At 64.0% G+C, this 23875-nt stretch carries 23 protein-coding genes, 1 tRNA gene and 1 pseudogene; 12 read left to right on the plus strand and 13 right to left on the minus strand.

Annotation, left to right across the window (positions count from 1 at the left end; all coding sequences use genetic code 11):
• Window positions 1-101: 101 nt before the first annotated feature.
• Window positions 102-2009 carry a hybrid sensor histidine kinase/response regulator gene (locus OKW87_RS02365; protein WP_265542007.1) on the plus strand — a complete coding sequence of 636 codons (1908 nt, stop codon included), beginning with the start codon at window positions 102-104 and terminating at the stop codon, window positions 2007-2009.
• A gap of 227 nt (window positions 2010-2236) precedes the next feature.
• Here the strand turns inward: OKW87_RS02365 and OKW87_RS17515 are convergent.
• Both OKW87_RS17515 and OKW87_RS02375 read right to left on the minus strand, forming a co-directional pair.
• Window positions 2237-2595: pseudogene (locus OKW87_RS17515) on the minus strand (DDE-type integrase/transposase/recombinase); the annotation flags it as partial.
• Window positions 2596-2883: 288 nt separating this feature from the next.
• Window positions 2884-3459 carry a TetR/AcrR family transcriptional regulator gene (locus OKW87_RS02375; RefSeq protein ID WP_265542010.1) on the minus strand — a complete coding sequence of 192 codons (576 nt, stop codon included), beginning with the start codon at window positions 3457-3459 and terminating at the stop codon, window positions 2884-2886.
• A gap of 156 nt (window positions 3460-3615) precedes the next feature.
• Here OKW87_RS02375 and OKW87_RS02380 point away from each other — a divergent pair, with 156 nt between their 5' ends.
• The 4 genes from OKW87_RS02380 (at window position 3616) to OKW87_RS02395 (ending at window position 8205) form a co-directional block, all read left to right on the plus strand.
• Entirely contained in the window at window positions 3616-5565 is a 1950-nt protein-coding gene (locus OKW87_RS02380; protein ID WP_265542013.1) for a serine hydrolase domain-containing protein, read from the plus strand.
• 308 nt (window positions 5566-5873) lie between these two features.
• Window positions 5874-6134 carry a DUF3489 domain-containing protein gene (locus tag OKW87_RS02385; protein WP_265542015.1) on the plus strand — a complete coding sequence of 87 codons (261 nt, stop codon included), beginning with the start codon at window positions 5874-5876 and terminating at the stop codon, window positions 6132-6134.
• On the plus strand, window positions 6131-6556 hold the full coding sequence (locus OKW87_RS02390; protein WP_265542017.1) for a DUF2924 domain-containing protein: 426 nt from the start codon (window positions 6131-6133) through the stop codon (window positions 6554-6556). The genes OKW87_RS02385 and OKW87_RS02390 overlap by 4 nt, the downstream gene beginning before the upstream one ends.
• Window positions 6553-8205, plus strand: a complete 1653-nt coding sequence (locus OKW87_RS02395; protein WP_265542019.1) for a recombinase family protein — start codon at window positions 6553-6555, stop codon at window positions 8203-8205. Before OKW87_RS02390 ends, OKW87_RS02395 begins: the two co-directional genes overlap by 4 nt.
• Window positions 8206-8391: 186 nt before the next feature.
• Here OKW87_RS02395 and OKW87_RS02400 read toward each other — a convergent pair.
• Window positions 8392-8468, minus strand: a tRNA-Arg gene (locus OKW87_RS02400).
• A gap of 58 nt (window positions 8469-8526) precedes the next feature.
• Here OKW87_RS02400 and OKW87_RS02405 point away from each other — a divergent pair.
• On the plus strand, window positions 8527-9276 hold the full coding sequence (locus OKW87_RS02405) for a queuosine precursor transporter (protein WP_265542021.1): 750 nt from the start codon (window positions 8527-8529) through the stop codon (window positions 9274-9276).
• 2 nt (window positions 9277-9278) lie between these two features.
• Window positions 9279-9629 (plus strand): hypothetical protein, encoded by a 351-nt coding sequence (locus OKW87_RS02410; RefSeq protein ID WP_265542023.1) that lies wholly within the window; start codon window positions 9279-9281, stop codon window positions 9627-9629.
• Here the strand turns inward: OKW87_RS02410 and purQ are convergent.
• The 6 genes from purQ to OKW87_RS02440 form a co-directional block, all read right to left on the minus strand.
• Window positions 9591-10256 (minus strand): phosphoribosylformylglycinamidine synthase subunit PurQ, encoded by a 666-nt coding sequence (gene purQ, locus OKW87_RS02415; RefSeq protein WP_265542025.1) that lies wholly within the window; start codon window positions 10254-10256, stop codon window positions 9591-9593. The genes OKW87_RS02410 and purQ overlap by 39 nt on opposite strands.
• Window positions 10253-10483, minus strand: coding sequence for a phosphoribosylformylglycinamidine synthase subunit PurS (gene purS / locus OKW87_RS02420; RefSeq protein WP_265542027.1), 231 nt, complete (start codon window positions 10481-10483; stop codon window positions 10253-10255). The genes purQ and purS overlap by 4 nt, the downstream gene beginning before the upstream one ends.
• 37 nt (window positions 10484-10520) lie before the next feature.
• A complete protein-coding gene (locus OKW87_RS02425) occupies window positions 10521-11873 on the minus strand; it encodes a surface lipoprotein assembly modifier (RefSeq protein ID WP_265542029.1) in 1353 nt (450 codons plus the stop codon).
• A gap of 26 nt (window positions 11874-11899) precedes the next feature.
• A complete protein-coding gene (locus OKW87_RS02430) occupies window positions 11900-13105 on the minus strand; it encodes a hypothetical protein (protein ID WP_265542031.1) in 1206 nt (401 codons plus the stop codon).
• A gap of 118 nt (window positions 13106-13223) precedes the next feature.
• Window positions 13224-14003, minus strand: a complete 780-nt coding sequence (purC, locus tag OKW87_RS02435) for a phosphoribosylaminoimidazolesuccinocarboxamide synthase (RefSeq protein ID WP_265542032.1) — start codon at window positions 14001-14003, stop codon at window positions 13224-13226.
• Window positions 14004-14113: 110 nt separating this feature from the next.
• Window positions 14114-14983, minus strand: a complete 870-nt coding sequence (locus OKW87_RS02440) for a DUF4349 domain-containing protein (RefSeq protein ID WP_265542034.1) — start codon at window positions 14981-14983, stop codon at window positions 14114-14116.
• A gap of 222 nt (window positions 14984-15205) precedes the next feature.
• Here OKW87_RS02440 and OKW87_RS02445 point away from each other — a divergent pair, with 222 nt between their 5' ends.
• The 4 genes from OKW87_RS02445 to OKW87_RS02460 all read left to right on the plus strand — a co-directional run bounded on the left by OKW87_RS02445 (window position 15206) and on the right by OKW87_RS02460 (window position 20490).
• The gene (locus OKW87_RS02445) at window positions 15206-15523 is read left to right on the plus strand and encodes an ArsR/SmtB family transcription factor (RefSeq protein ID WP_265542036.1); all 318 of its coding nucleotides are present in this window, start codon (window positions 15206-15208) and stop codon (window positions 15521-15523) included.
• Window positions 15524-15536: 13 nt separating this feature from the next.
• Window positions 15537-16001 carry an SRPBCC domain-containing protein gene (locus OKW87_RS02450; RefSeq protein WP_265542038.1) on the plus strand — a complete coding sequence of 155 codons (465 nt, stop codon included), beginning with the start codon at window positions 15537-15539 and terminating at the stop codon, window positions 15999-16001.
• 486 nt (window positions 16002-16487) lie between these two features.
• Window positions 16488-18728: a DNA topoisomerase IV subunit A gene (gene parC / locus OKW87_RS02455; protein ID WP_265542040.1), complete on the plus strand. Its 2241-nt coding sequence runs from the start codon at window positions 16488-16490 to the stop codon at window positions 18726-18728.
• 154 nt (window positions 18729-18882) lie between these two features.
• Entirely contained in the window at window positions 18883-20490 is a 1608-nt protein-coding gene (locus OKW87_RS02460) for a putative bifunctional diguanylate cyclase/phosphodiesterase (RefSeq protein ID WP_265543958.1), read from the plus strand.
• On the opposite strand, the gene OKW87_RS02465 is transcribed toward OKW87_RS02460, so the two are convergent.
• The 4 genes from OKW87_RS02465 to OKW87_RS02480 are packed head-to-tail and all read right to left on the minus strand — an operon-like array spanning window position 20469 to window position 23359.
• Entirely contained in the window at window positions 20469-21653 is a 1185-nt protein-coding gene (locus OKW87_RS02465; protein ID WP_265542041.1) for a CCA tRNA nucleotidyltransferase, read from the minus strand. The two genes, OKW87_RS02460 and OKW87_RS02465, sit on opposite strands and share 22 nt — an antisense overlap.
• Window positions 21641-22237, minus strand: coding sequence for a CoA pyrophosphatase (locus OKW87_RS02470; RefSeq protein WP_265542042.1), 597 nt, complete (start codon window positions 22235-22237; stop codon window positions 21641-21643). The genes OKW87_RS02465 and OKW87_RS02470 overlap by 13 nt, the downstream gene beginning before the upstream one ends.
• On the minus strand, window positions 22234-22800 hold the full coding sequence (locus OKW87_RS02475) for a DUF1285 domain-containing protein (protein WP_265542044.1): 567 nt from the start codon (window positions 22798-22800) through the stop codon (window positions 22234-22236). Before OKW87_RS02475 ends, OKW87_RS02470 begins: the two co-directional genes overlap by 4 nt.
• A 37-nt stretch (window positions 22801-22837) precedes the next feature.
• Window positions 22838-23359 (minus strand): GNAT family N-acetyltransferase, encoded by a 522-nt coding sequence (locus OKW87_RS02480; protein WP_265542045.1) that lies wholly within the window; start codon window positions 23357-23359, stop codon window positions 22838-22840.
• Between the two features lie 138 nt (window positions 23360-23497).
• Here OKW87_RS02480 and OKW87_RS02485 point away from each other — a divergent pair, with 138 nt between their 5' ends.
• Complete coding sequence (locus OKW87_RS02485) at window positions 23498-23875, plus strand: dihydroneopterin aldolase (RefSeq protein WP_265542049.1); 378 nt, start codon at window positions 23498-23500, stop codon at window positions 23873-23875.

Raw genomic sequence — 23875 nt, forward strand, 5'->3', positions numbered from 1 at the left:
TGAGATGCCGCCGTCCCTCTCGGCCTGACCGGGCGCGTAAGGCGCTTGATTCGCTGACGCTTCGACCGCTAGGCACTCGCGGGGGACCGGTAGGATTTTGGATGGCTACGTCTGCTTTTGATGACCACACTGGGAACCGGCGGTTCGAGCTGTTGGTCCAATCGGTTACGGACTATGCGCTCTATATGCTCGACGCGACCGGCCGGGTGGTGACCTGGAACCCGGGCGCCCAGCGCTTCAAAAGCTACTCTGCGGCAGAGATCATTGGCGAGCATTTCTCGCGCTTCTTCACGCCGGAAGACCGCGATGCAGGATTGCCTGCGAGAGCGCTCGAGACGGCAGCACGTGAAGGCCGCTTCGAGGCCGAAGGGTGGAGGGTGAGAAAGGACGGCACCCGCTTCTGGGCGCACGCCATTCTCGATCCGATCCGATCGGACGATGGATCGCTGCTCGGGTTCGCCAAAATCACTCGAGACATCACCGACAAACGGCTTTTGGAACAGGCGGCGTACGCCAGCGAATTGCAATTCCGCATGCTCGTGCAGGGCGTCCGAGACTACGCAATTTATATGCTGGATCGGCGCGGGGTCATCACAAGCTGGAACTCCGGGGCTCGCGCCATCAAGGGCTATGAAGAGGCCGAGGTGGTAGGGCAGCATTTTTCTCGCTTCTACACCGAGGAAGACCGTGCTCGCGGCGCGCCGGAAGCTGCACTGGAAACCGCCTTGCACGCCGGAAAATTCGAAGCCGAAGCACAGCGCGTGCGCAAGGACGGTTCGCTGTTCTGGGCCCATGTGGTGATTGACCCGATCCACGACGAATCAGGCGAGCATATTGGTTTCGCGAAGATCACGCGCGACATCAGCGAGAAGGTGCGGGCGGAAGGTGAACTTCGACAGACTCAGGCTGAACTGCTACAATCGCAGAAGCTGCAGGCCCTTGGCGAGCTGGCCGGCGGAATAGCTCACGACTTTAATAATCTGATGACGGTCATGAGCGGCTCTGCAGACTTTCTGCTGAGGCAGCCGGAGATGCCTGCCGAGAAGCGCAATCGCTACCTGCATGTGATGCTGGAAACGGCGGAGCGGGCAACGAGCCTGACCTCGCAGCTGCTGGCCTTCGCGCGGCGCCAACCCCTTGAGCCTGAAGTCATCGATTTAAGTGTTCGTATGGATGCGATGGGCGAGATGCTTCAGCGTACCCTTGGCAGCCAGTATGAACTCCAGCTCGATCTTTCGGCAGCGCTCTGGCCAGTCGAGATTGACCCTACCGGACTGGAAACCGCTCTGCTGAACGCCGTCTTGAATGCCCGCGACGCCATGCCGGACGGCGGGTCGATCAACATCTCGACGAGGAACCTTTCTCGCTCAGTTGGGGATATGGTCGAGCTTGCGCTCAGCGACGCTGGTGAGGGTATCCCGCGAGATAAACTGGAGCGGGTCTTTGAACCTTTCTTCACCACGAAGCCGACGGGCAAGGGGACTGGGCTAGGACTGTCCCAGATACACGGTTTCGCCGTCCAATCGGGGGGCGCGGTCAATATCGAATCGGAGGTAGGGCAAGGCACCACGGTTCGGATCTTGCTACCCCGGACGACCAAGCCTGTTCGAGAGGAAGCAAGAGGCCAACTGGACGTTACGATCCCGGTGGGGCTGAAGGTTCTGCTCGTCGAAGACAGCGGCCACGTGCGCTACTTCGCTCGACATCTTCTGGAGGATCTGGGCTGCGACGTCGTGGAAGCAGAGGACGGCCACGAAGCGCTCCGCCTGCTGGACGAACACCAGTTCGACATTGTTTTCTCGGACATCGTCATGCCCGGCATGAGCGGTGTCGATCTCGGAAAGAGGATCAAGCAGATGGGCCTCGATCTGCCTGTGCTGCTCGCAAGCGGCTATAGCAGCAAGCAATTCATTCCCGCCCATCAGCGCGACTTTCCGATCCTTCGGAAGCCTTACAAGCTCGAGACACTCGCAGCGGGCATCAACCAATTGCTGCCGCCAGCGGATTGAGGGGCTAACATGGAGCGTTCTTACCAACGAGAGTGACCCCCATGGCCCGCCTTTCGTTCCATGGCGGCCTTCAGACTCGCTGAGCCAGAGCCCGAAAAACGTTGGTTCGCTCGCGCGAGTTCCCTGCCCCGACGGCCCATCTCACCAATTTGTACGTCGCAGGGCTGCTGTCAGTCTAATGCGAACCGCTCTCCACACGATGCAGTTCGGCCTTTGAGCGCAGCGGCCTAGCTCGCAAGGATCTGCCGCTCAGCCAGGGCGGCTGAGCGGCGTTCCTTGAACGTTTGACGATCGACTAAATGACGCTCCAAATTGGAGTGGTTGTGGACGTTGGCATGCACGCTGGCGAATATCCGCCGCGTCTTCATCCGTCGAAACCGGAGCATTGCTCGTTCCCGTCTTCGGAAGGAGAGGTGGCTATTTTCGACGCGGTTGTTGCCCCACGTCCCACCTCCTGCTTCTCGGTGTTGCCGAGTTCCTTCATCGCCGCCTTGTGCGACCGAAGCCCATCGGTGGTGATCGCCTCGGGCGAGCCGTGCCGCTTCAACGGCTTCTTCATAAAGCGCATCGCAGCCTGCTTATGGCGTCAGCTTCGCGCGTCCGCCCAGGGCACTTAGCGACCCGGCCGCCGGCAGGTGGTAGGCACCCCGCGAACAATTTGGTCGTTTACCGTGCGAAAGGAGTTGAGCTATGGCTCTTAAGGGCTCTGTCAAAGCAATGTGGCATCAGCCCACGGCGTTCGCTAGCGGGCCGGGAGGGCTGCGTTAAGCGCTGAGTTGAGCGTCCGCTCATAAAACGAACAGCGAGCAGATGACGGAGGCGGGGCGAGGCTCGGGCATCAGCTGTCTCGCCCCGTAGGTGAGGTTTGGGCCTACTAATCGCTAACCGACGCTGATGCGTCCGCGTCTACCAAGCATTCCAAACCCGCCACGATGTCCCGCGATATCTCCTCCAACCTGCGACCGGATGCCAGGCCCAGCCAAGTTAGTCCTTCCGCTAGCGCGGCGATGCAGTTTGCGGTTCGTAGTGGACTCATCCGCAGCCGGATTTCTCCTGCCTGCTCCATCGCGGTCAGCCGGTCGGCAAGAACCGAAAGCGTGTGCTCCATCTGGGACGTTAACAAGACACGCAGGGGTCCGGGCCGAAGGCTGCTGGCGAGCAATTGCAGGTTCGTCCTGGCAATAACATTCATATCAAAGCCGCGCTCATCGCCCAGCGCTGCCATATCGTCCCTGAGCAACGGCCAGTGGTGTGGCACGTCCGACTGGTCCATCGCTGCGAATTGCAACGCCGCTGTGACGATTTCGTCCTTTCCGGTGAAGTGTTTGTAGATCGCGCCGGTACTCAGTTCAGCCTCCTTTCGGATAGCGGCGATCGAAGTCTGTTCGAGGCCGAGGTCCCCGATACACCGGATGGTGGCGCGAAGGATGCGTTCGCGCTGGGCGCTCATATGGTCGGGGCTTCGCTTCGGCATGGCTCGCAATACTTTGAGGACGGAGGGTCAAGATAGCCAATCTTGACGGCTCATCAATAAGAGAATATTTGTTCTCTATAAACCGGCTCGGTGGCGACGCTTCCATCCGGATGTTCGTGCTGGAGAACAAAATTGACCGGTCGCAGATTGTTGCTCGCCCTGCTTGGGGTCCTGTCGCTCGCAGCGGCGGCCGTTGCCCAGCAGGGGCCCCGTCCGGCAGCGGTAGCGGCTGCTCCGCGCGCCTCCGGCCAGCATGCGCTCACGGCGACCGATCTTGGCGCTTGGCTCGACGGTTTCATGGCCGCCACGCTCGAACAGGGAAAGATCGCGGCTGCGCAGGTCGTGGTCGTCGACGACGGCGAGGTACTGTTCAAGCGGGGCTACGGCTATGCGGACGTAGCGGCAGAAACTCCGATGGATCCGGATCGCCATCAGATGCGGATCGGCTCCACTTCGAAGCTGTTCGTGTGGACGGCGGTGATGCAGTTGGTGGAAGCGGGAAAGATTGATCTCGACGCCGACGTGAACCGCTATCTCGATTTCAGGATTTCGCCCCGGGGCGATCGACCTGTGACGATGGCCGATCTGATGACGCACCGCGGGGGCTTCGAAGAGGGGCTGAAGGACGTCATGGCTACCGATCCGAAGTTTCTGAAAACGAACGAGCGCTATCTGAAGGAGAATATGCGTCCCTTCATGTTCGCGCCGGGAGAGGTGCCGGCCTATTCAAACTACGGCACCGCCCTTGCCGGGTACATCGTCCAGCGTGTCTCAGGGGAATCCTACGAGGCCTATGTGGAGCGGCACATCCTCGCACCGCTGAGCATGCGCTCGACGACGGCGCGCCAACCGCTTCCCCCGGCATTCGCCGAGACCGCAGCCAAGGGGTATCGTACCAGCGAGACGCCGCCGAGCCCGTTCGAGCTCGTGGGCACCGCTCCCGCCGGACAGATTTCCGCGACCGCGGCAGACATGGCCAATTTCATGCTTGCTCACCTGCAGGACGGTCGCTTTGGCGACGCCCGCATCCTGCGGCCCGAGACGGCGCGCCTGATGCATTCGCCGTCGCTGAGAGCGCCGGCGGGATTCGACACCCTCGCTCATGGCTTTTTCCGCGGAAAGCGCAACGGTCGCATCGTCCTGGGACATGGTGGCGATACGGTGGTCTTCCATAGCGACCTGAACCTCCTTCCCGAGGAGGGCGTTGGCATTTTCGTCAGCTTCAACAGCAGAGGCGAGAATGACGCAGTCTACGGCGCGCGCGAGCGGCTGTTCCAGCTCTTCCTCGATCGCTATTTCGCGGCACCTGTGCCGGTCACGCCACCTGCGATCGCCACTGCGACGGGCGACGCGGGCGCCATCGCCGGTAGTTATGAGAGTTCGCGGCGCGTCGAGACAGGCTTCATCAGCCTGTTCTACTTACTGCAACAGGACCAAATCGTCGCGCACGAGGATGGCACGATCAGCGCGTCCTGGGTACCAGGCGAGCGCTTCCGGGAAATTGCGCCGGGCCTCTGGCGCGAAGTCGCCGGCACGCGACAATTGCTCGCCGTCCAATCAGGTGGACGTCCCGCCATCGTCGACAGCCGCAATCCCGTGGCGATCCTACAGGCGGCGCCAACAAGCCGCAGCGGGGTTGTTTTCCAGCTTGTCACCGGCCTCTCCTTGCTGGTCCTGCTGTGCGCCGCGATCACTTGGCCGATCGCGGCGTGGGTGCGATACAGCCGGCGGCTTGGGCCGCTTGCCACTGGCTGTGAGGCCCGGGTCCGCCGTCTCACGCGGATCGCAGTGGTTGCGAACCTGATCTATCTCCTCGCTTGGTACAGCGTGCTCGCGCCAATTTTGCGGACCGACGTGAGCTATTACAATGGCGGGCTGGATAGCTTTATCCGGTTCCTGCAAGTCGCTGCGATCGTGCCGCTGCTCGGGGCGATCCTGGGGCTTGTAAACGCATGGCTCGCATTGCGGGCGAAGCTGAATTGGGCTGCGCGTGCACGCAGCTTCGTCGTAGCGCTTGCTCTGATCGGCTTCTTATGGGTCGCGTGGATGGCGGGCTTCATCGGCTGGAGCCTAAATTATTAGCGTGAATGGACTCTGTTGTCGGCAGGGGAGAATGGTGTCCGAGTCATCGCTCCGTCGGCTGAGGCCCGGGTGATTGACCGCCCCCGCGCGAGAACGGTGAATGGTTGCTAACGGGCGCCACGTTTACCGTCATCAGTGGCCGGAATTGGGACGCGAAGCAGACATTGCACTGGACTGCGGGGCGCAACAGAGCATTGGTAACGCACGGCTCGCGCTGATCTTCGGCGGGTCGGGCCCCGGCTGATCACCAGCGGGGCTCTAGGTGGTGGGACCGGCATGCCGCCAAGTCCCGACAGAGGAAATCACCGATGATCACGAAACGTACAGGCTCATCTAAGCGGACAGCTGCGCCGTCAGAACAGCCCGTCACGCCCCGCGCGCCAACCAAGATCGAGTGGCTCGTTGCAATGCTCAATGCTCCCGCGGGAGCGAGCATAGAGGAGCTGGGCAGCAGTCTAGGCTGGCTGCCGCATACGGTGCGTGCAGCGCTCACCGGCCTTCGAAAAAAGGGCCATGCGATCGTGCGCGCCCAGCAGGGAAGCGTCACGATTTACCGGATCGAGGCGTGAGCGGCCGAGCGGATCGCGTTGCGGCGATTGTTGCGATGTCTGCAGCGGAGTTGATTGCGGAATGGGAGCGGGTGCATCGCGCACCCGCTCCGGCAGTCACGCCGAGCCTGCTTGCGCGCGACCTCGCGCATCAAGCGCAGCTGGCCCTGTTCGGCGGGCCGGACAAACGCCTCGAACGTCGGCTTCGGGAACTGGTCGTAGCAAATGCCGACGGCAATCAGGCCAAGAAGGTCTGCGGCACTACACTTGGCACTGGAACTCAGCTGTTGCGCGAGTGGGGCGGGCGGACCCATCGCGTGAGCGTCGAGCCGGATGGTAGGTTTTTCTACGCTGGGCGGACGTGGACGTCTCTCTCGGCCATCGCGCGCGAGATAACCGGCGCACGGTGGTCTGGCCCACGCTTCTTCGGGACTCGGTCATGAAGAGGCTGCGCTGCGCGATCTACACGCGCAAGTCGACCGAGGAAGGCCTGGACATGGCGTTCAACAGCCTCGATGCCCAGCGTGAGGCATGTGAAGCCTATGTGAAGAGCCAGAAGGCTGAAGGCTGGGTTCTCTCGCCCGAAGCATATGACGATGGTGGCTTCTCTGGCGGTACGCTGGAACGTCCAGGCCTCGTCCGGCTGCTTGCCGACGTGCGCAGCGGGAAGGTCGATGTCATCGTCGTCTACAAGGTTGACCGCCTGACCCGAGCTCTGTCGGACTTTGCGCGGATCGTAGATGTGCTGGATGCCGCTGGCTCCTCGTTCGTAAGCGTGACGCAGGCGTTCAATACGACCACCAGCATGGGGCGGCTTACGCTCAATGTTCTGCTGTCGTTCGCGCAGTTCGAGCGGGAGGTCATTGCCGAGCGCGTGCGCGACAAGGTGGCGCAGTCTAAGGCGCGAGGCATCTGGATGGGGGGCAATGTCCCGCTGGGCTATGATGTATGCGATCGGAAGCTGCTTCCTAACCCGGCAGAGGTCGCCACGATCTTGCACATCTTCCGTTCCTACCTGGAACTGCCCTCCGTGCGCTCTCTGAAAGCGGCGCTCGATGAGCAGGGCGTTCGCACCAAGCGCCAGTACGGAAAGGCGGGTCCGCGCGGCGGTGGTCCGTTCTCGCGAGGTGCACTTTACTGGCTGCTCTCGAACCCGATCTACCTCGGCAAGCTGCGTCATAAGGAGAAGCTGCATGACGGTCAGCATGAGGCCATCGTTCAGCTGGATCTGTGGGAGGCAGTCCAGGCCAAATTGGCTGCCTCCGCCGCCGAGCGCCGCAACGCCACCATCGGCGGTAGCACCGCGTTGCTAACCGGTATGATCCGCGATTCTGCCGACCGGCCAATGTCGCCGTCGTTCACCGTGAAGCAGGGGCGGCGGTACCACTATTATGTGTCGAGCATCAGCAAGGATATCGATCGCGGTCTGCATGGACCATCAGAACCAATCACCAGGGTCCCGGCAAGAGCGCTCGACGCGGCGGTTCGCGCGTCAATTCATAGCCTCCTGCTAAACGAGGTAAAATCGAACGGGCTGTGTGAAGGTGGTGACACTGCAACGGTGCGCAAAAGGCTCGCGGCCGCCGCCGAGCTCGCGTTGCAGGTTGGGCCAGACTCACGAAGCTGGGCTCGTTCGCTCCTGGAGCGGTTGGACTTTTCTATCACAGTTCATGCGGGCCGCATTGACGCGAGCGTGGCGCGCGACGCGCTGCTAGCTACATTGGATCACGAAGCTCCGGCGGCACCCAGCGACGGCCCACGCATCGTTGTGGCCCTCGACATCACTTGGCGAAACCGCGGCGCACGGCTCGTCATCACAAGCAAGGCCCAAGGCCAACCATCCGCTGATCCCAGACTGGCCACCCTGCTTGCCAAGGCTCATCAGGCGCGCGGAGAGCTGTTTGCAGAGCCGACGCGACGCGGGGATCGCCACCTCGAGCGGCTCGCGCGGCTCGCATATCTCGCGCCCGACATCACGGCTGCCATCCTCGATGGTAACCATCCCGCTTCCCTGACCAGCCGTCGGCTGCTGAAGTTGCCCGGCATCCCGATCGCCTGGAGCGATCAACGAAAACATCTCGGGCTCGCTTGAACGATTAGCCCCGTGGCCACGAAAATGCCGTCGAGAGACGCGCAGGCGAATGCCTTCAATGAGCCTCGCACGAAATCCGGTCTCCGCCCACGCGGTCGCTGACGAGCGCTAAAAGACCGCAGAACTGCGCGGATTCGGCGCTAACTCCATAGGATAGTACAATGATATCAAGTGCTTGAGTGTGGGTGGCGCGCCCGGCTGGATTCGAACCAGCGACCACAGGCTTAGAAGGCATGTGCTCTATCCAGCTGAGCTACGGGCGCGCGCCGAATGCGGTTAGCGCGGATTGCGCCGCGACGGAACCGGCATCATAAAAAGCGGATGAACGAGGGGGCAGCCATTCCCGAGCAGGTTTCCGCGCGCGCGATCGCGGGTGGGCAACTGCGCTATTACGATTTCGTGATGGCGGCCTTCGTGGCGATCCTCTTGCTCTCCAATGTGCTGGGGGCGGGCAAGGTCTCGCAGATCTGGCTGCCCTTTTGGGAGCAATATTGGCCGTTCGGCGCGGGCATCCTGTTCTTCCCGCTCTCCTACGTCATCGGCGACGTGCTGACCGAGGTCTATGGCTATGCCCGCGCCCGCCGGGTGATCTGGGCGGGTACCGTCGCGGTGCTGTTCATGGCCTTAATGGCCTGGGTGGTCGTCCTGCTGCCGCCGGCGCCGAGCTGGGGCAACCAGTCCGCATATGCGACGATCTTCGGCCAGGTGCCGCGGATCGTGCTGGCGTCGGTCTGCGCATTCTGGGCGGGCGAGTTCGTCAATTCCTATGTGCTGGCCCGGATGAAGCTGTGGACGCAGGGGCGGATGCTGTGGAGCCGCACGATCGGATCGACAGTGGCGGGGCAGGGGATCGACAGCCTGATCTTCTATCCGCTTGCATTTCTGGGTGCGGAAGGCTGGACGACCGACCTTGTGGTCCAGGTGATGTTCACGCAATGGGCGCTGAAGGTAGCGTGGGAAGTTTTGCTGACGCCGGTCACCTATATGCTGGTTGGTTTTCTGAAGAGGCGTGAAGGCGTGGACGTGTTTGACGAAGGTACCGATTTTAGCCCGTTCGCGACGAAGGTCTGACGGTGGGTCCCTTTCAAGACCTCAAGATGGTGTTCATCGACAATCTCGGGCTCGCGAAGGATGCGTTGCACGTGCATTTCGTGCTGCTGGTCCTGTTCGGCCCCGCCTTGCTGTTCCGTTGGCCGCTGCGCAGCTGGAAGCCCTGGTGCGCTGGGCTCGGCGTGGCGCTGATCGGCGAACTGCTCGACCTGCGCGACAATTTCATGCAGGCGCCGTCGTTCGACTTGTGGGGGAGCTGGAAGGATATCTGGAACGGGATGCTCTGGCCGACCGTGATCCTGATCCTGGCGCGCAGGACATCGCTGTTCGGCGTCTCAGCCGACGGCCTGGAGGAGCCCCTCGAAGAAGCGTAGGCCGTCGGTGCCGCCATGGGCGGCTTCGATGCGGCGCTCGGGGTGCGGCATCATGCCGATCACATTTCCGGACTCGTTGAGCAGCCCGGCGATGTTGCGCGCCGATCCGTTGACTTCCTCGGCATATCGGAACGCGATCCGGCTTTCGCCTTCGAGCCGGTCTAGCGTCTTGGCATCGGCGAAATAATTGCCGTCATGATGCGCGACGGGGATCGAGATCGTCTCGCCCGATCGATAGGCGGAGGTAAAGATCGACTGGCTATTGTCCACCTGCAACGCCACGTCGCGGCATACGAAATCGAGATTGGCGTTGCGCATCAGCGCGCCTGGGAGCAGCCCGGTCTCGGTCAGGATCTGGAAGCCGTTGCAGATTCCCGCTACCGGCACGCCGCGTCCCGCCGCGTCGATCACGGCGCGCACGATCGGCGAACGCGCCGCGATCGCGCCGCAGCGCAGATAGTCGCCATACGAGAAGCCGCCCGGCAAGGCGATCATGCCCAGACCGGTGGGAAGCGTGCTGTCGCCGTGCCAGACCATTTCGGGTCGCGCGCCCGTCACCGCTTCCAGCGCGACGGCGATGTCGCGATCGCAGTTGGAACCCGGAAAGACGATGACCGCCGTCTTCATGCAGGCTCGACTCGATAATTTTCGATGACGGTGTTGGCGAGCAGCTTGCGGCACATCTCGTCGACCGCGGCGTCGCTGGTGCCGTCGGCCACGTCGAGCTCGAAGATCTTGCCGGCGCGGACGTCGTGGACGCCCTCGAAACCGAGACCCCCGAGCGCATGCTGGATGGCCTTGCCCTGCGGGTCGAGCACGCCGTTCTTCAAGGTCACGATGATGCGAAGCTTCATGGCCCGCGCCTATGCCGCGCCGCGCCGCGCGCCGCAATCAGAAATAGCGGGCGAGCGCCATCCGCACGCGAACGCGCTCGGTGCTGTAGAAGTCGATGTTGGACCGGTTGCGAAGGTAAGAGAGGCTGATTTCGGGGGAGAAGCCGAACAGGCGGATGCCGCGATTGCCCAGCGTCGCACGCGTGGCGAAGCGCCAGTCGCTGCGTGGATCGGGCGAAAATAGCTGGATCGGCGCATCGTAATGCGCACGGCTCACGCTGCCGCTCAGGCTGAAGTTGATGCCCAGCGGCAATTCGCCGCCGACGCCGGCGGTCAGGCCCAGCTCCGTGCTGGAGAATGCCGCCTCGCGCAGCCAGTCGCGCCGGGCGATGAAGCCTGCCGATCCGACCAGCGATTGCGAGAGGGCATGTTCGTAGCTGCCGTAGAGGCCCACCTGCCAGCCGTCATATTCGTCGCCGAAGCGGGCATCGGTGCGCCGCGCGTCAAGCTGGAGACCGGCGCGGTCACGCATGCCGATGGCGGCCTGGCCGCCCGCCTTGATCCCGAACTGGCGGCTGGCGAGGCTGCCACCGAACCAGCGCTGCGCGACCACGCCTTCGGCGAAGATGCTCGCACTCTGCGAGAGCCGCAGCTCGGGGCCCGCGGCGATCTGGCCCTGATAATCGTCATAGGCCGCGCCGGCATAGTTGGTGCCATTGCTGTCGACGTCGAGCAGCATCGAGAAATTGCCCCCGACGGGGAGCCGCAGCCCCGCCGAGACGCTGGCGGTCTGGCCCGTGCCCGATCGCGCCCTGGCGCCGTCGTTGAGCGTCACGGGGAGGGTATAGCCGCCGAGATTGATCGTCACCTGATCCACGGCGGTTGCATTGTTGATATTGCTGTCGGGTGCGATCCCGAAATCCACGTCGAGCCGCCAGGCGCGCTGCTGCCGGATCACCGATCTGACGCCGCGGATAGCCTTGGCGAGTTCGGGCGGCAGATCGCCGTCCTGCCCTGCCAGGCGAAACTGCTTGTCGGCGCTTTGCGGCTTGCCCAGCGCCATCATCGCCTTGCCCAGTTCGAGCCGGACGCGGGTCTGGTTGGGGTCGTCGGCCAGGATCGCCTTATATTGGTCGGCGGCGCGGGCGAAATCGCCTTGCTCGGCGGCGATAAAGCCGCTCAGGAAGCGCGTCTGCAGCGCATAGCCCGGTGCCTGCCGCAGCGCCTCGATCAGCGGCTTGGCCTCGTCGAAACGCCGCATCCCCACCAGTTTTTCCGCCGCCGCGACCAACTGGTCCGGCGTCAGGCGAAGCTCGCATATATCGTCGACGCACTGCCGGGTGACCTGCGCATGAGCGGGCGCGCCCAGCCCGGTGAGGAGCAGGGCAGCGGCAAGCATCGGGATACGCATGGCGCTGTTCCGGTGGTGGCCGGCGCTTACTTCTTCGCGCCGGTGAACGCGCCCTGGATGTCGATGCGCTGGTTGGGCACACCGCCGATGATACGGAAATTGCCGCCGACATTGATCGCGCCGGGGCCGAAGAAGGCGCCGTCGATCGAGCTTGCGCCCGCCGTGGGCAGACCCTGCGAGACGCTTGCGAAGTCGACGCCCAGGAAGGTACCTGCGGCATCCGTGAAGCCGACATTCTGCTGCGCCGCCACGCCGGGGCTTGCGGCGACATTCTGGCGGAACACGCCTGCAAAGCCACCGCTGCGGATCAGATCGACCTGCGCGGTGCCGTTCGCGCGGAAGGTCGAGCCGTTCCCGACCGCCAACCGGGTCGGGTCCACGGCGCCGCCGCCTTGGGCAAAGGCAGGTCCGACCGTGCCGGCAAGCGCCATATCGACCTTGCCCGTCGCGAAATTGATGTCGATCTTGCTCGTGCCGTTGATCCACTGGAGATAGGAGGCATTGCCGCCGCTGGGATCGTTGACCATCGAGGCGAGCATCCCGCCTTCATAGGTGCCCGAGCCTGCCGCCGGGACCTGCGCGATCGCGGTCTTCTGGCCAAAGACGAAAACGCCGCGTTCGGCGTTGAACGTGCCGGCAGTCACGTCTTCGGCGGTGCGCGAATATCCCCCCAGCGAGACATAGGTCGTCTGGGTGCCCGGGCGCTGATAGAAGAAGACGGGGTTCGACGTGCCGTCGAAGACTTCGAGATAATTGAACCCGGACAGGTTCGGCAACTGGCGCGCGGCAAAGCCGGCGCTGCTATATTCAGTGCGATGGGCGGGATCCTGGAAGCGCAGGTCACGCGAAACGTTTGCCTTGGTGTCGGCGACCTTGAGCGTGAACACGCCGTCGCGCGGATCATAGCTGATCGTGCCGCTGGGGGCGCCGACGGTGGCTGCATTGCCGGTGTAGAGCGTCGCAACCGCGCCTGTCGTGGCATCCGTCTTGCGGTCGAGCGCCTGGAAGCCGCCGATCGCGTCGAAGGTGGCGGCGCTCGTCACATCGAGGAAATTCGCCGGGGTCGGCGTCGGCGTGGTCGTGCCGCCGCCGGTGCCGACGCCGCCGCCGGAGCCTGGTGATCCGCCTGCCGGGGGCGCGACGCTGCCGACAGTCTGCGGTGCGGTATCGCCGCCGCATGCGGCGAGCAGAACGGCGCCTGAAAGCACCACGAAGTTACGGAACGAACGCATCGGAAATTCCCCCAGCCCGGAAGTTGGCTTGGGAATAAAGCGGCCGTGGTTAAGAAGCTGTTTAACCCGAGTGCAAAAATCGCGCTTTTTAGGATGCTTCCAACGCAGCGTCGGGGACTTACTTCCCCCGGCGCTTCCGATGGCTTTCGAGGTCGAGGACCGCCGAATCGGCACCTTCCGGCAACAATCCAAGTCGCCGCGCAACTTCCTGATATGCCTCGACTTCACCGCCCAGGTCGCGACGGAAGCGATCCTTGTCGAGCTTCTCGTCCGTGGCGATATCCCAGAGCCGGCACCCGTCCGGGCTGATCTCGTCGGCAAGGATCACGCGTGCGAAATCATTATCCCAGATCCGGCCGAATTCGAGCTTGAAGTCGATCAGCCGGATGCCGACTCCGGCAAACAGGCCCGAAAGGAAGTCGTTCACGCGGATGGCCATGTCGGCCATGTCGTGCAGTTCCTCCTGCGTCGCCCAGCCAAACGCCAGGATATGCTCGTCGGTGACCATCGGATCGCCGAGCGCATCGTCCTTGAAATAATATTCGATGATCGTGCGGGGCAGGGGGCCACCCTCTTCGATCCCCAGTCGCTTCGCCAAGCTGCCGGCAACGACATTGCGGCATACGACTTCGATCGGAATGATCTCGACCTGGCGAATGAGTTGTTCGCGCATGTTGAGGCGGCGTATGAAGTGCGTGGGGATGCCGATATGGCCGAGCAGCGTGAAGATATGCTCGGAAATCCGGTTGTTGAGCACGCCCTTGCCGCTGATCGTGCCCTTCTTCTGGGCGTTGAACGCGGTCGCATCGTCCTTGAAATATTGGATAAGCGTGCCGGGCTCCGGACCCTCATAGAGAATCTTGGCCTTGCCTTCGTAGATCTGACGGCGGCGTGCCATGTCGGCCTATACCCCTGAAAAGCGTGGCCCCGGCGGCACGGGATGGGACCGTACGACTGCCGGGGCGCTGGAAGGTTCGGGCCTATAAAGCACGGCGTGGTGCCGTGCAATCACGCTTCGCTGGCGCGCCGTCTGCGCAGGGCGCGGAAAGCGACGACGGGAATCGCGGCGAGCAGCCCCCAGGGGAGGAGATAGATCAGCAGCGAGAGCAGGAAGCGCAGGCCGATCAGGAATACCGCGGCCGAGCCGGAGAGCGATTCGCCAAGCTGTGCGCCGATCTGACCGGCCGATGGCGCGATCGCGGCATAACGGATCTGGAAGTCGGACATTGCGACGCGGCCCCTTAGCTCGGCGAGCCAGCTCCGGCCCTGTTCCAGCTCTCCCTGCGCCTGAGCGATGCTGCGTTCTGCGTCGAGCAGATCGGCGGGCGTGCCGCCGCGCTTGCGAAGCATTTCGGTGTGCCGCGCGACGAGCAGTTCGCGCTGGCGAACGCGGGCCTCGGTATCGACGATCTGCTTGGAGACTTCGTCGGTGGCAATCGTGGCGTTTTCGGCGCGGCCGCCAGCCGCGTTGACGCTGTGATCCAGCAGGACCTGAAAGCGGTGGGCTTCGCTGGTGGCGACACGCAGCTTGAGCGAGGCTGCATTGGACCGGTCGCTGCCCACGCCGCGCTCGAGCCCGACGAGCTGGCAGCGTGACGGCCCCATTTCCGCGCACAGTTCGCGGTGCGCGTCTTGCGCGGTGGCGATCTTATCGCCGGGGACCAGATAAGACAGTGTGTAGGCATAGCTGAGTTGCGGCAGCGTCGTCGGAAGCTTCGATCGGGGATCGGCGGGCACGGCGCTCCGGGCGATGTCGGCGGCGAGCGCGTCGTTCGGGACGCCCTCCGCAACCGATTGGCCGGGCTGCGTGGTATCCGGATTTTCCGCCGAACAGGCGGCCAGGGTCGCGGCGGTGGCAAGCGCTAGGATGCGGCGCATGGGCAAGTCTCCAGCAGTAGGAGCCGTCATCCCATCACGACGCAGGGACAAAGTAAAGCCGTAAAATAGCCGTAACCATGGCCAAAATGTGGCATCCTGCCTTATTATTCCATTTTGATGGGCGGCTCCGATGGCGGCAGGATGGCGACAGGCGTAAAGCCAGCCCTACACTTGACCGACCTGGTTATATAGCGCATAGCTTATATAACGAGGTTATGTAGTTTGAATCTGGACTCGACCTTCGGCGCCCTCGCGGACCCGACACGACGCGCGATCCTTGCCCAGCTCGCTTTGGGTGAGGCCACGGTGATGGACATCGCCCGGCCCTTCGCGATGTCGCAGCCTGCGGTGTCGCGGCACCTCAAGGTGCTCGAAGGCGCCGGTCTCATCGTGCGGCGTATCGACGGCACGAAGCGGCCGTGTCGGCTCGTGCCCGGCGCACTCGACGCGATCGACGCATGGCTGACACAGCTCCGCGAGGGGCTGGAGATGAATTATGATCGACTCGATGCCCTGTCGGGGAGCCCGCGCAACGATTGAGAAAGGACGAGCCATGTCGAAACTCGAGATCAAGACCGACGGTGAGACCAATGTTATCGTGACCCGCCAGTTCGCGGCGGCGCCGGAGGCGGTCTATCGGGCGCATATCGAACCGGAGCTGATCCAGAAATGGATGCTCGGGCCAGACGGGTGGACGATGCCCCTGTGCATCAACGATGCCCGGCCGGGCGGGGAAATCCGCTACGAATGGGCGAATGGCGACGGTCATCGCTTCCAGCTCACCGGCGAATTCATCGAACTCACGCCGTTCAGTCGGATCGAGCATGTCGAGCGGATGCACCTGCCCGATCCCACGCCCGACAATCATATCGTCACCACGTTCGAGGCCAGCGGCACGGGGACGTTGATGACGATGCTGATGACCCTGCCCGACGCCGAGACGCGGGCGGCCATGCTCGCCACCGGTATGGAGCATGGCATGGAGGCCGGATATGTCCGGCTCGAAGCCCTGGTCTAGGCGCATGGAAGAGGCCATTCGCGCGTATCACGAGGCACAGGCTCCGGAATGGCGACATATCTGCGAGCGACTTGCGGACGAGATTGCGCGGGGACTTCCTGAAGCAAGCGCCAGGCTCTGGCACGGCGGCCCGGTGTGGTTCCTCAGCGGCAATCCGATCGTCGGCTATTGGTGCGCAAGGGGCGGGTGCAGCTCTTGTTCTGGAGCGGTCGATCGTTCGACGAGCCAGGCCTTGCGCCCGAAGGCAAGTTCCAGGCGGCGGAGGCGAACTATGCGAGCGTCGATGCGGTGGACTCGGACCTTCTGCACCGATGGCTGGCGGCTTCGCGGACGATCCAATGGGACTATAAGAACATCGCAAAACGACGCGGCAGGCTCGAGCGGCTGGATAGCGCTTCGGCTACGGACAGGTTGGACGCACCGCGGCATTCTGCATAATTCGCCGCGCTTTTCCCATGCCGGCCCGCCTGCTATCGCGTTCCCGATATGACCCTCGACACCGAAACGCCCGATCCCGCCGGCCAGTCCGACGTTCCGTTCGATACCGCGCTGTCCGAGCGCTATCTCGTCTATGCGATGTCGACGATCACCGCGCGCTCGCTGCCCGATGTGCGCGACGGGTTGAAGCCGGTGCATCGCCGCTTGCTCTGGGCGATGCGGCTGCTGCGGCTCGATCCTGCCTCGGGCTACAAGAAATGCGCGCGCGTCGTCGGCGACGTCATCGGCAAATATCATCCGCACGGCGATCAGTCTGTCTATGACGCGATGGTCCGCCTCGCGCAGACCTTTGCGCTGCGCTATCCGCTGGTCGACGGGCAGGGCAATTTCGGCAATATCGACGGCGATAATGCCGCCGCCTATCGCTATACCGAAGCCCGGCTGACCCAGGTCGCAATCGACCTGATGGACGGGCTCGACGAGAATGCCACCGATTTCCGCCTGACCTATAATGGAGAGGAGGAAGAGCCCGAGCTGTTCCCGGGCCTGTTCCCCAATCTGCTCGCCAATGGCGCCGCCGGCATCGCGGTGGGGATGGCGACCTCGATCCCCCCGCACAACGCCGCGGAATTGATCAACGCCGCGGTCGCGCTGATCGATCAGCCGCAAGCGGACGTGCTAGACTATGTCAGCGGGCCCGATTTCCCGACCGGCGGCGTCGTCGTCGACAGCCCCGCCGCGATCCGCGAATCCTATGTGACCGGCCGCGGCAGCTTTCGTGTCCGTGCGAAGATCGAGAAGGTGACCGAGAAGGGCGGCGGCTGGCACCTGCTCGTTACCGAGATCCCCTACGGCGTCCAGAAGGGCAAGCTGATCGAGGCGATCGCCGAGCTGATCAACGACAAGAAGCTCCCGATCCTCGGCGACGTCCGCGACGAATCCGCCGACGATTTGCGCATCATCCTCGAGCCGCGCAGCCGCACGGTGAGCGCCGAGGATCTGATGAACAGCCTGTACCGGCTGTCGGACCTCGAAATCCGCGTTCCGCTCAACCTCAACGTACTCGATGCGCTGCACACGCCGCGGGTGATGAGCCTGCACGAGGCGCTGACCCAGTGGCTCGCGCACCAGTTCATCGTCCTCCAGCGCAAGTCGCAGCATCGACTCGACAAGATCGGCGACCGGCTCGAGATCGTCGCGGGCTATATCACCGCCTTCCTCAACCTCGATCGGGTCATCGAGATCATCCGCACCGAGGATGAGCCGAAGCCGATCATGATGGCGGAGTTCGAGCTGACCGATCGCCAGGCCGAAGCGATCCTAAACATGCGGCTCCGCTCGCTGCGCCGGCTCGAGGAGATGGAGCTTCGGAAAGAGCAGGCAGCGCTGGAGAAAGAGAAAGGCGAGCTCGAGCTCTTGCTCTCGTCCGACGCGCGCCAGCGCACGCGGATGAAGCGCGATCTCGGCAAGCTGCTCGTTCGCTACGGTCAGGATACGCCGCTGGGCGCACGTCGCACTGCGATCACCGAAGCCGGGCCGACCCGCGAGATTCCGCTCGAGGCGATGATCGAGCGCGAGCCGATCACCGTTATCCTGTCGCAGCGCGGATGGATCCGGGCGATGAAGGGGCATGTCGAGCTCGCGTCTGCGGAGACCCTGAAGTTCAAGGAAGGCGACGGCCCGCTCTACGCCTTTCACGCCCAGACCACCGACAAGATCCTGCTCGCCGCCGACAATGGCCGTTTCTACACGCTGGGCGGCGACAAGTTGCCCGGCGGGCGCGGCTTTGGCGAGCCCGTGCGGCTGATGATCGACCTGGAGGGCGAGCGGACCATCGTCGCCTTGATGCCGGCGGTGGCGAGCCAGAAGCTGCTGCTCGCGGCGAGCGACGGGCGTGGCTTCATCGTCAACGTGTCTGACGTGATCGCGGAAACCCGCAAGGGCAAGCAAGTGGTGACTCCACGCGCGGGCGCCCGGCTCAAGATCGTTCGACGCGTCGGCACCGAGGACGATACGATCGCGGCGATCGGCGACAATCGAAAGATGCTGGTATTCCCGATCACCGAAGTCGCCGAGCTGGCGCGGGGGCAGGGGGTGCAGCTCCAGCGCTACCGCGACGGCGGGCTTTCGGATGCGATCAGCTTCCGCATGGCCGATGGGCTGAGCTGGGCGATGGGCGGCGAGAGCGGGCGGACGCGGACCGAGACCGATCTCTCGCCGTGGCGCGCGGCGCGGGGCGCGGCGGGGCGAATGCCGCCGACCGGTTTCCCACGCGACAACCGCTTCTAGTCCGGATCCCGCGCTTCAGCCCGATTTAACCAATTCCCTCTAGGGGATGAAGGCAATGGCGTTTGGACGCATCAAGCCTGCCCCCCACCAGCCCGCGGAGACCGCTCCGAAGGTGCCGGACGCGCTTGCCGTCGGCCCGCTCGATACGGCGATGATGCTCGATCTGCTGCCGGTGCCCGCGGCGACCGTCTTTCTCGAGGGAGGCAAGTTTCGGTTCGGCGCGCTCAACAAGCCGTTCCGCACGGCCGGGCTGGGCACGGTGGCGCAGGAATCGCCGTTGATCCGCCTGCTCGGCACCCGCCTGCGCCGCTTTCTGGAGTCCGACGAAACCCATTGCGAGATCAGCTGGCAGTTTGGCGAGGAAGTCGACTGCCGCTATTTCCGCGTGCTGTTCGCCCGGCGCGCCTCGGACCGGGGGGCGCGCAGCTGCCTGGTGACGCTGGTCGACCTTACCGCCGAGCTGCGCACCGAGCATAGTCTGCGCCGCGAGATGGCGACCGACAGTCTAACCGGCCTGCCAAATCGCGCCGGGTTCAGCGACCAGCTCGAAAATGCGATCGCCCCGGGTGAGTCGGCGCGCTTTGCGGTGCTGGTAATCAATCTCGATCGATTCAGCCGCGTCAATGCCTGCATGGGCGGGCTGGCGGGCGATGAGGTGCTGATCTCCGTCGCCCGGCGCCTGAAGGGCGCGCTGCGCGGACGCGACATATTGGCGCGGATGGGCGGCGACGAGTTCGGCGTGCTGTTGACGCTCGACGAAGGGCTCGCCGACGCGCTCCAGGTAGCCAAGCGTATCGAAGCGGCGCTGACCACGCCGTTCCGTCTCTCTGCGTTCGAGATCAGGGTCGATTGCTCGATCGGTATTGCGATGGGCATCGACGATTCGGGCGATCCGGAAGATCTGATCCGTCACGCGCAGTTTGCGGTGAAGCGCGCGAAGAAGAGCGGCCGTACCGAAATCTATCAGGCGCGCGCCTTCGACATCGCTCGCGAACAGTTCAGCATCGAGACCGAACTGCGCCGCGCGATCGAGAACGGCAAGATGACGCTGAGCTACCAGCCGATCTGCGATCTGGGAACCGGCAAGATCACTTCCTTCGAGGCGCTGGCGCGCTGGACGACCGAGGACGGTGTCAAGCTCTCGCCGGACGAATTCATTCCGGTCGCCGAGGAATCGGGACTTATCATCCCGCTCGGCCGCTGGGCGATGGAGGAAGCCGCCAGGGCAATTGCGGAATGGGACCGCGCGGCCGGCGGCGACTGTGGCGTGAAGGTTGCGGTCAATCTCTCCGCAATCCAGCTGCAACGCGACAGCATTCCCGAAATGGTCGAGGCGGCGCTCGCCCGGCACAACGTTTCGGGCAAAAGGATCACACTTGAGCTCACCGAGAGCGCGATCGTCAGCGACCCCGATCGGATCACTCGAACGATGATAGCGCTCAAGGACATGGGCACCACGCTCGCGATGGACGATTTCGGCACCGGCTATTCCAACCTGGCCTATCTCCAGAAACTGCCTATCGACATCCTCAAGATCGACCGAAGCTTCGTCTCGGGAATGCTGGCGGATCGCGACAAGGTCGCGATCGTCCGCGCGATCCTCAGCCTCGCGCAGGCGCTGGGCATGCAGACGACGGCCGAAGGCATCGAGACCAACGAACTGGCGCAGACGCTGGCGGCGCTGGGCTGCTCCTATGGCCAGGGCTATCTCTACGCCCGCCCGCTGGCCGAGGCCGATGCCTACGCGTTGCTGAGCGCCTGAGCCACCAGGCTGTCGGCCAGTTGCTCGACGCGCGCCGCATCGGGAAAGTCCTCTGCAATCCAGCGATCCTCGATCTGGCGAAGTAGGCGCGCGACGTCCGGACCCTTTGAAAGCCCGCGTGCGACCAGCGCGCCCCCCCCGATCGGCAGGCGGGGCAGGGGCCAGTCCGACACGAGCCTGGCGTCAGCCGGCCGGCCAGCCAGAAGCAGCATATCGACCGCGCCTTCGGTGCCGATACGATACGCCATGGCCTTCGGCAGGTCGGCTAGCGCGCCCGCCGCGACCACGAGTCGCTTGCGCTGCGCCTTCGATAGCTTGAGCCGCGCGCCGATCGTCTCCGCCGTCTGTGCGTCTGCGGGGAGCAGCGCCGCGAGCCGGCGGACGGCGTCGGTCTCGATTCCTGCCGACGCCTCATGCCGGGAGAGCTGACCCAGTCGCTCGACGCCTGATTGCTCGATTTCGGGCAGCACCGGTTGGAAGATGCCTCGATCGACCATCAGATCGACGACGCGGACGGCGTCCTTTGCGACCAGGAGCTTGAGCAGCTCGTCGGCAATCCGTTCGCGCGACAAGGCCATGAGGTCGTTCGCCCGTGCTGCGCAGGCCGCAAGTCCCTCGGCATCGGGCTGGTCGCCGAAGCGCGCGAGGAAGCGGAAGAAGCGGAGGATGCGCAAATGATCCTCGGCGATGCGCTGCAGCGGATCGCCGATGAAGCGGACGTGGCGCGCATCGAGATCGGCCCGCCCGCCGAAATAGTCGAACATTTCCCCCGTGCGCGGATCGGCGTAGAGCGCGTTCATCGTGAAGTCGCGCCGCGCGGCATCCGCACGCCAATCGTCGGTGAAGGCCACCGTGGCGTGGCGGCCGTCGGTCGACACGTCGCGGCGCAGCGTCGTGACTTCGACCGGGCCGCTCTCGATCACCGCGGTGATCGTGCCGTGCGCGAGGCCGGTGGGCACGGCACGGATACCCGCGCTTCCGAGCAGGTCGAGGACATCCTCGGGAGGCAGCGGCGTGGCGATGTCGATGTCGGACACCGGGATCTGCAGCAGGGTGTCGCGTACGCAGCCCCCGACGAACCGGACGTCTCCCAACACCTCGACCAGCCGGTCGAGCCCTGCACGATGACGCCAATCGGCATCCGGCAGCATCAGATTTCCCATCGCATCCGCCTCGAAAGGTTGATCAGCATGGCTGCGGTGGCGCCCCAGATCCGGCGCTCTCTCCACAGGATCTCATAATAACGTCGCTCCCGACCAAGATGCTCGGCGACGCGTTGCACATGATTGGCGGGGTCGAACAGAAAGGAGAGCGGAACCTCGAATACGTCGGCGACTTCCGCCTCGGCGGGTACCAGCGGCAGATCGGGCGGTACGACGCCGACAACCGGAGTGACATCGAAGCCGGTGACCGTGCGATAGCGATCGGCGACACCTATCACCCAGACCTTTCCGGCGGAGAGCGCGATTTCCTCCTCGGCTTCGCGCAGCGCCGCGCCGACGGGGCCGTCATCGTCCGGATCGATCCGCCCGCCCGGAAACGCGACTTGTCCGGCATGGCTGCGCAGTGTCTCGGTCCGCGTGGTCAGGATAATTCCGGGCTCCGCACGATCGGTGATCGCGACCAGCACCGCCGCCTCGCGGCCGGCAACCTGGGGATCGATGAGGTAATCGTCGCTCGGAAGCAGGATCGGGGCCTCCGCATGCGGGGCCTCCAGGGCGGCGCGCAGCCGATCGGCGAGACTCATGCGCCCGGCTCCAGCGCGAAGAATGCGCCGTTGCTCCACACGCCCGCCGGTTGGGTGCCGTTGCCCAATGCCATCGAAGCAAGTTCGTAATATACAGACCGCGTCACTAGCGCCTCGAGCCCTCTACGCACCATCAGGTAAGGGCGCGGACCGTCTTCCTGGTCGTCGAAGCGCAATGGGTTCGTTGGCCCAGCGGTGACGATGTCGCTGGTGTTGAGCCGGAAGGCGAGTTTGGTCGATTCGCCGCTGCCCTCCGCCTTCAGCTCGACTGCGGTAAACGGTGCATCCTCGACGTCGATGTCCAGCTTTTCGACCGGGGTCACCAGCACGAAACGCCCATCCGGCTCGCGACGGAGAATCGTCGAGAAGAGACGCACCATTGCCGGGCGACCGATCGGTGAGCCCTGGTGAAACCAGGTGCCGTCGCGCGCAATGCGCATGTCACTATTCCCGCAATGATCGGGATTCCAGCTCTCGACGGGCGGCAGGCGATTTTCCTCCGCCAGGCGCGCGATCTCAGTCAGCGAGAGGTTGGCGAAATCGGGCGGGGGCGGGGCGGGCATGGGCTTCCTTAGACCGTTCGGCGCGAGCGGGGAACGGTTACGCCGTCCGCGGGGAACGAGGTCCGAGTAGCCCGGCGCAATCGGGCACACGCGGCCCCCGAGCGAGCAGGCGATGCGACTCGAACGGGCCGGGGAGGCGCCACTCGGCGGTACGCTCCGCAGTGAAGCCGAAAAAGCGGCCATAATATTCGGGATCGCCGACGAGCATCAGCGAATCGCACCCTCTGGAGCTGCAGCCGGGAACCGCGTCGAGCATGCGATCCATCAGCGCGCGGCCGATACCCTCCTGTTGCCGATCGGGTTCGACCGCGACGGGACCCACCATCACGAGCGGGAAGGCCTTGCCGTTGTCGCATGCCAGTTCGACCGGCCAGCACTGGATGGTGCCCAATAGCTCACCTTCCTTGCCGAGCGCCGCAAAGCTGAGCTCGTCGAGGGCGGAAATTCCGGCACGGATCCGGTAGGCAGTGCGGCCGCGGCGATCGAGCCCGAATGCCCGATCGAGCAGGGAATCGATCGCTGGAGGAGCAATGCTTGCAAGCGGAACCAAGGCAATCACGGGCATTCCTTCAGTTCGGACCCCCACCAGGGGGTCGCGCGCTTTAACGCCCGCACATCATGACGCAAGACCTGATGATGATGCGAGGCTTCCTCCCGCGACACCTTCTGCTATGCGCGGCGCAAATTCACGAAAGGCATGCGTTTGCGCGATCTCCTCCAGCTTCAGGTCCACGACCTGGAAGTCGAAGTCCTGACCGGCATCTACTCCGAAGAAACGCATTTGCCGCAGCCGCTGCGCATCTCGGTGACCGCGGACATCGACATGCCCGAGCGATTCGATCCCGACACGCCGCTCGGCGCCTCGAAAAGCTATATCGACCTGAAGCATGCTGCGACCACGGCGCTGCCGCGGGACACACATTTCACCCTGATCGAGGCAGTGGCCGAGCATGTCTGCGACACGCTGTTTGTCTCCGATGCGCGCGTGCGGAGAGTGGAGGTGCGGATCGTCAAGCTGGCAATATCGGAAGGCGGCGAATCGATCGGGATCACGATGGTGCGCCACCGGGGCTGA

It is taken from the genome of Sphingomonas sp. M1-B02, assembly GCF_026167525.1.
Classification (GTDB): domain Bacteria; phylum Pseudomonadota; class Alphaproteobacteria; order Sphingomonadales; family Sphingomonadaceae; genus Sphingomonas.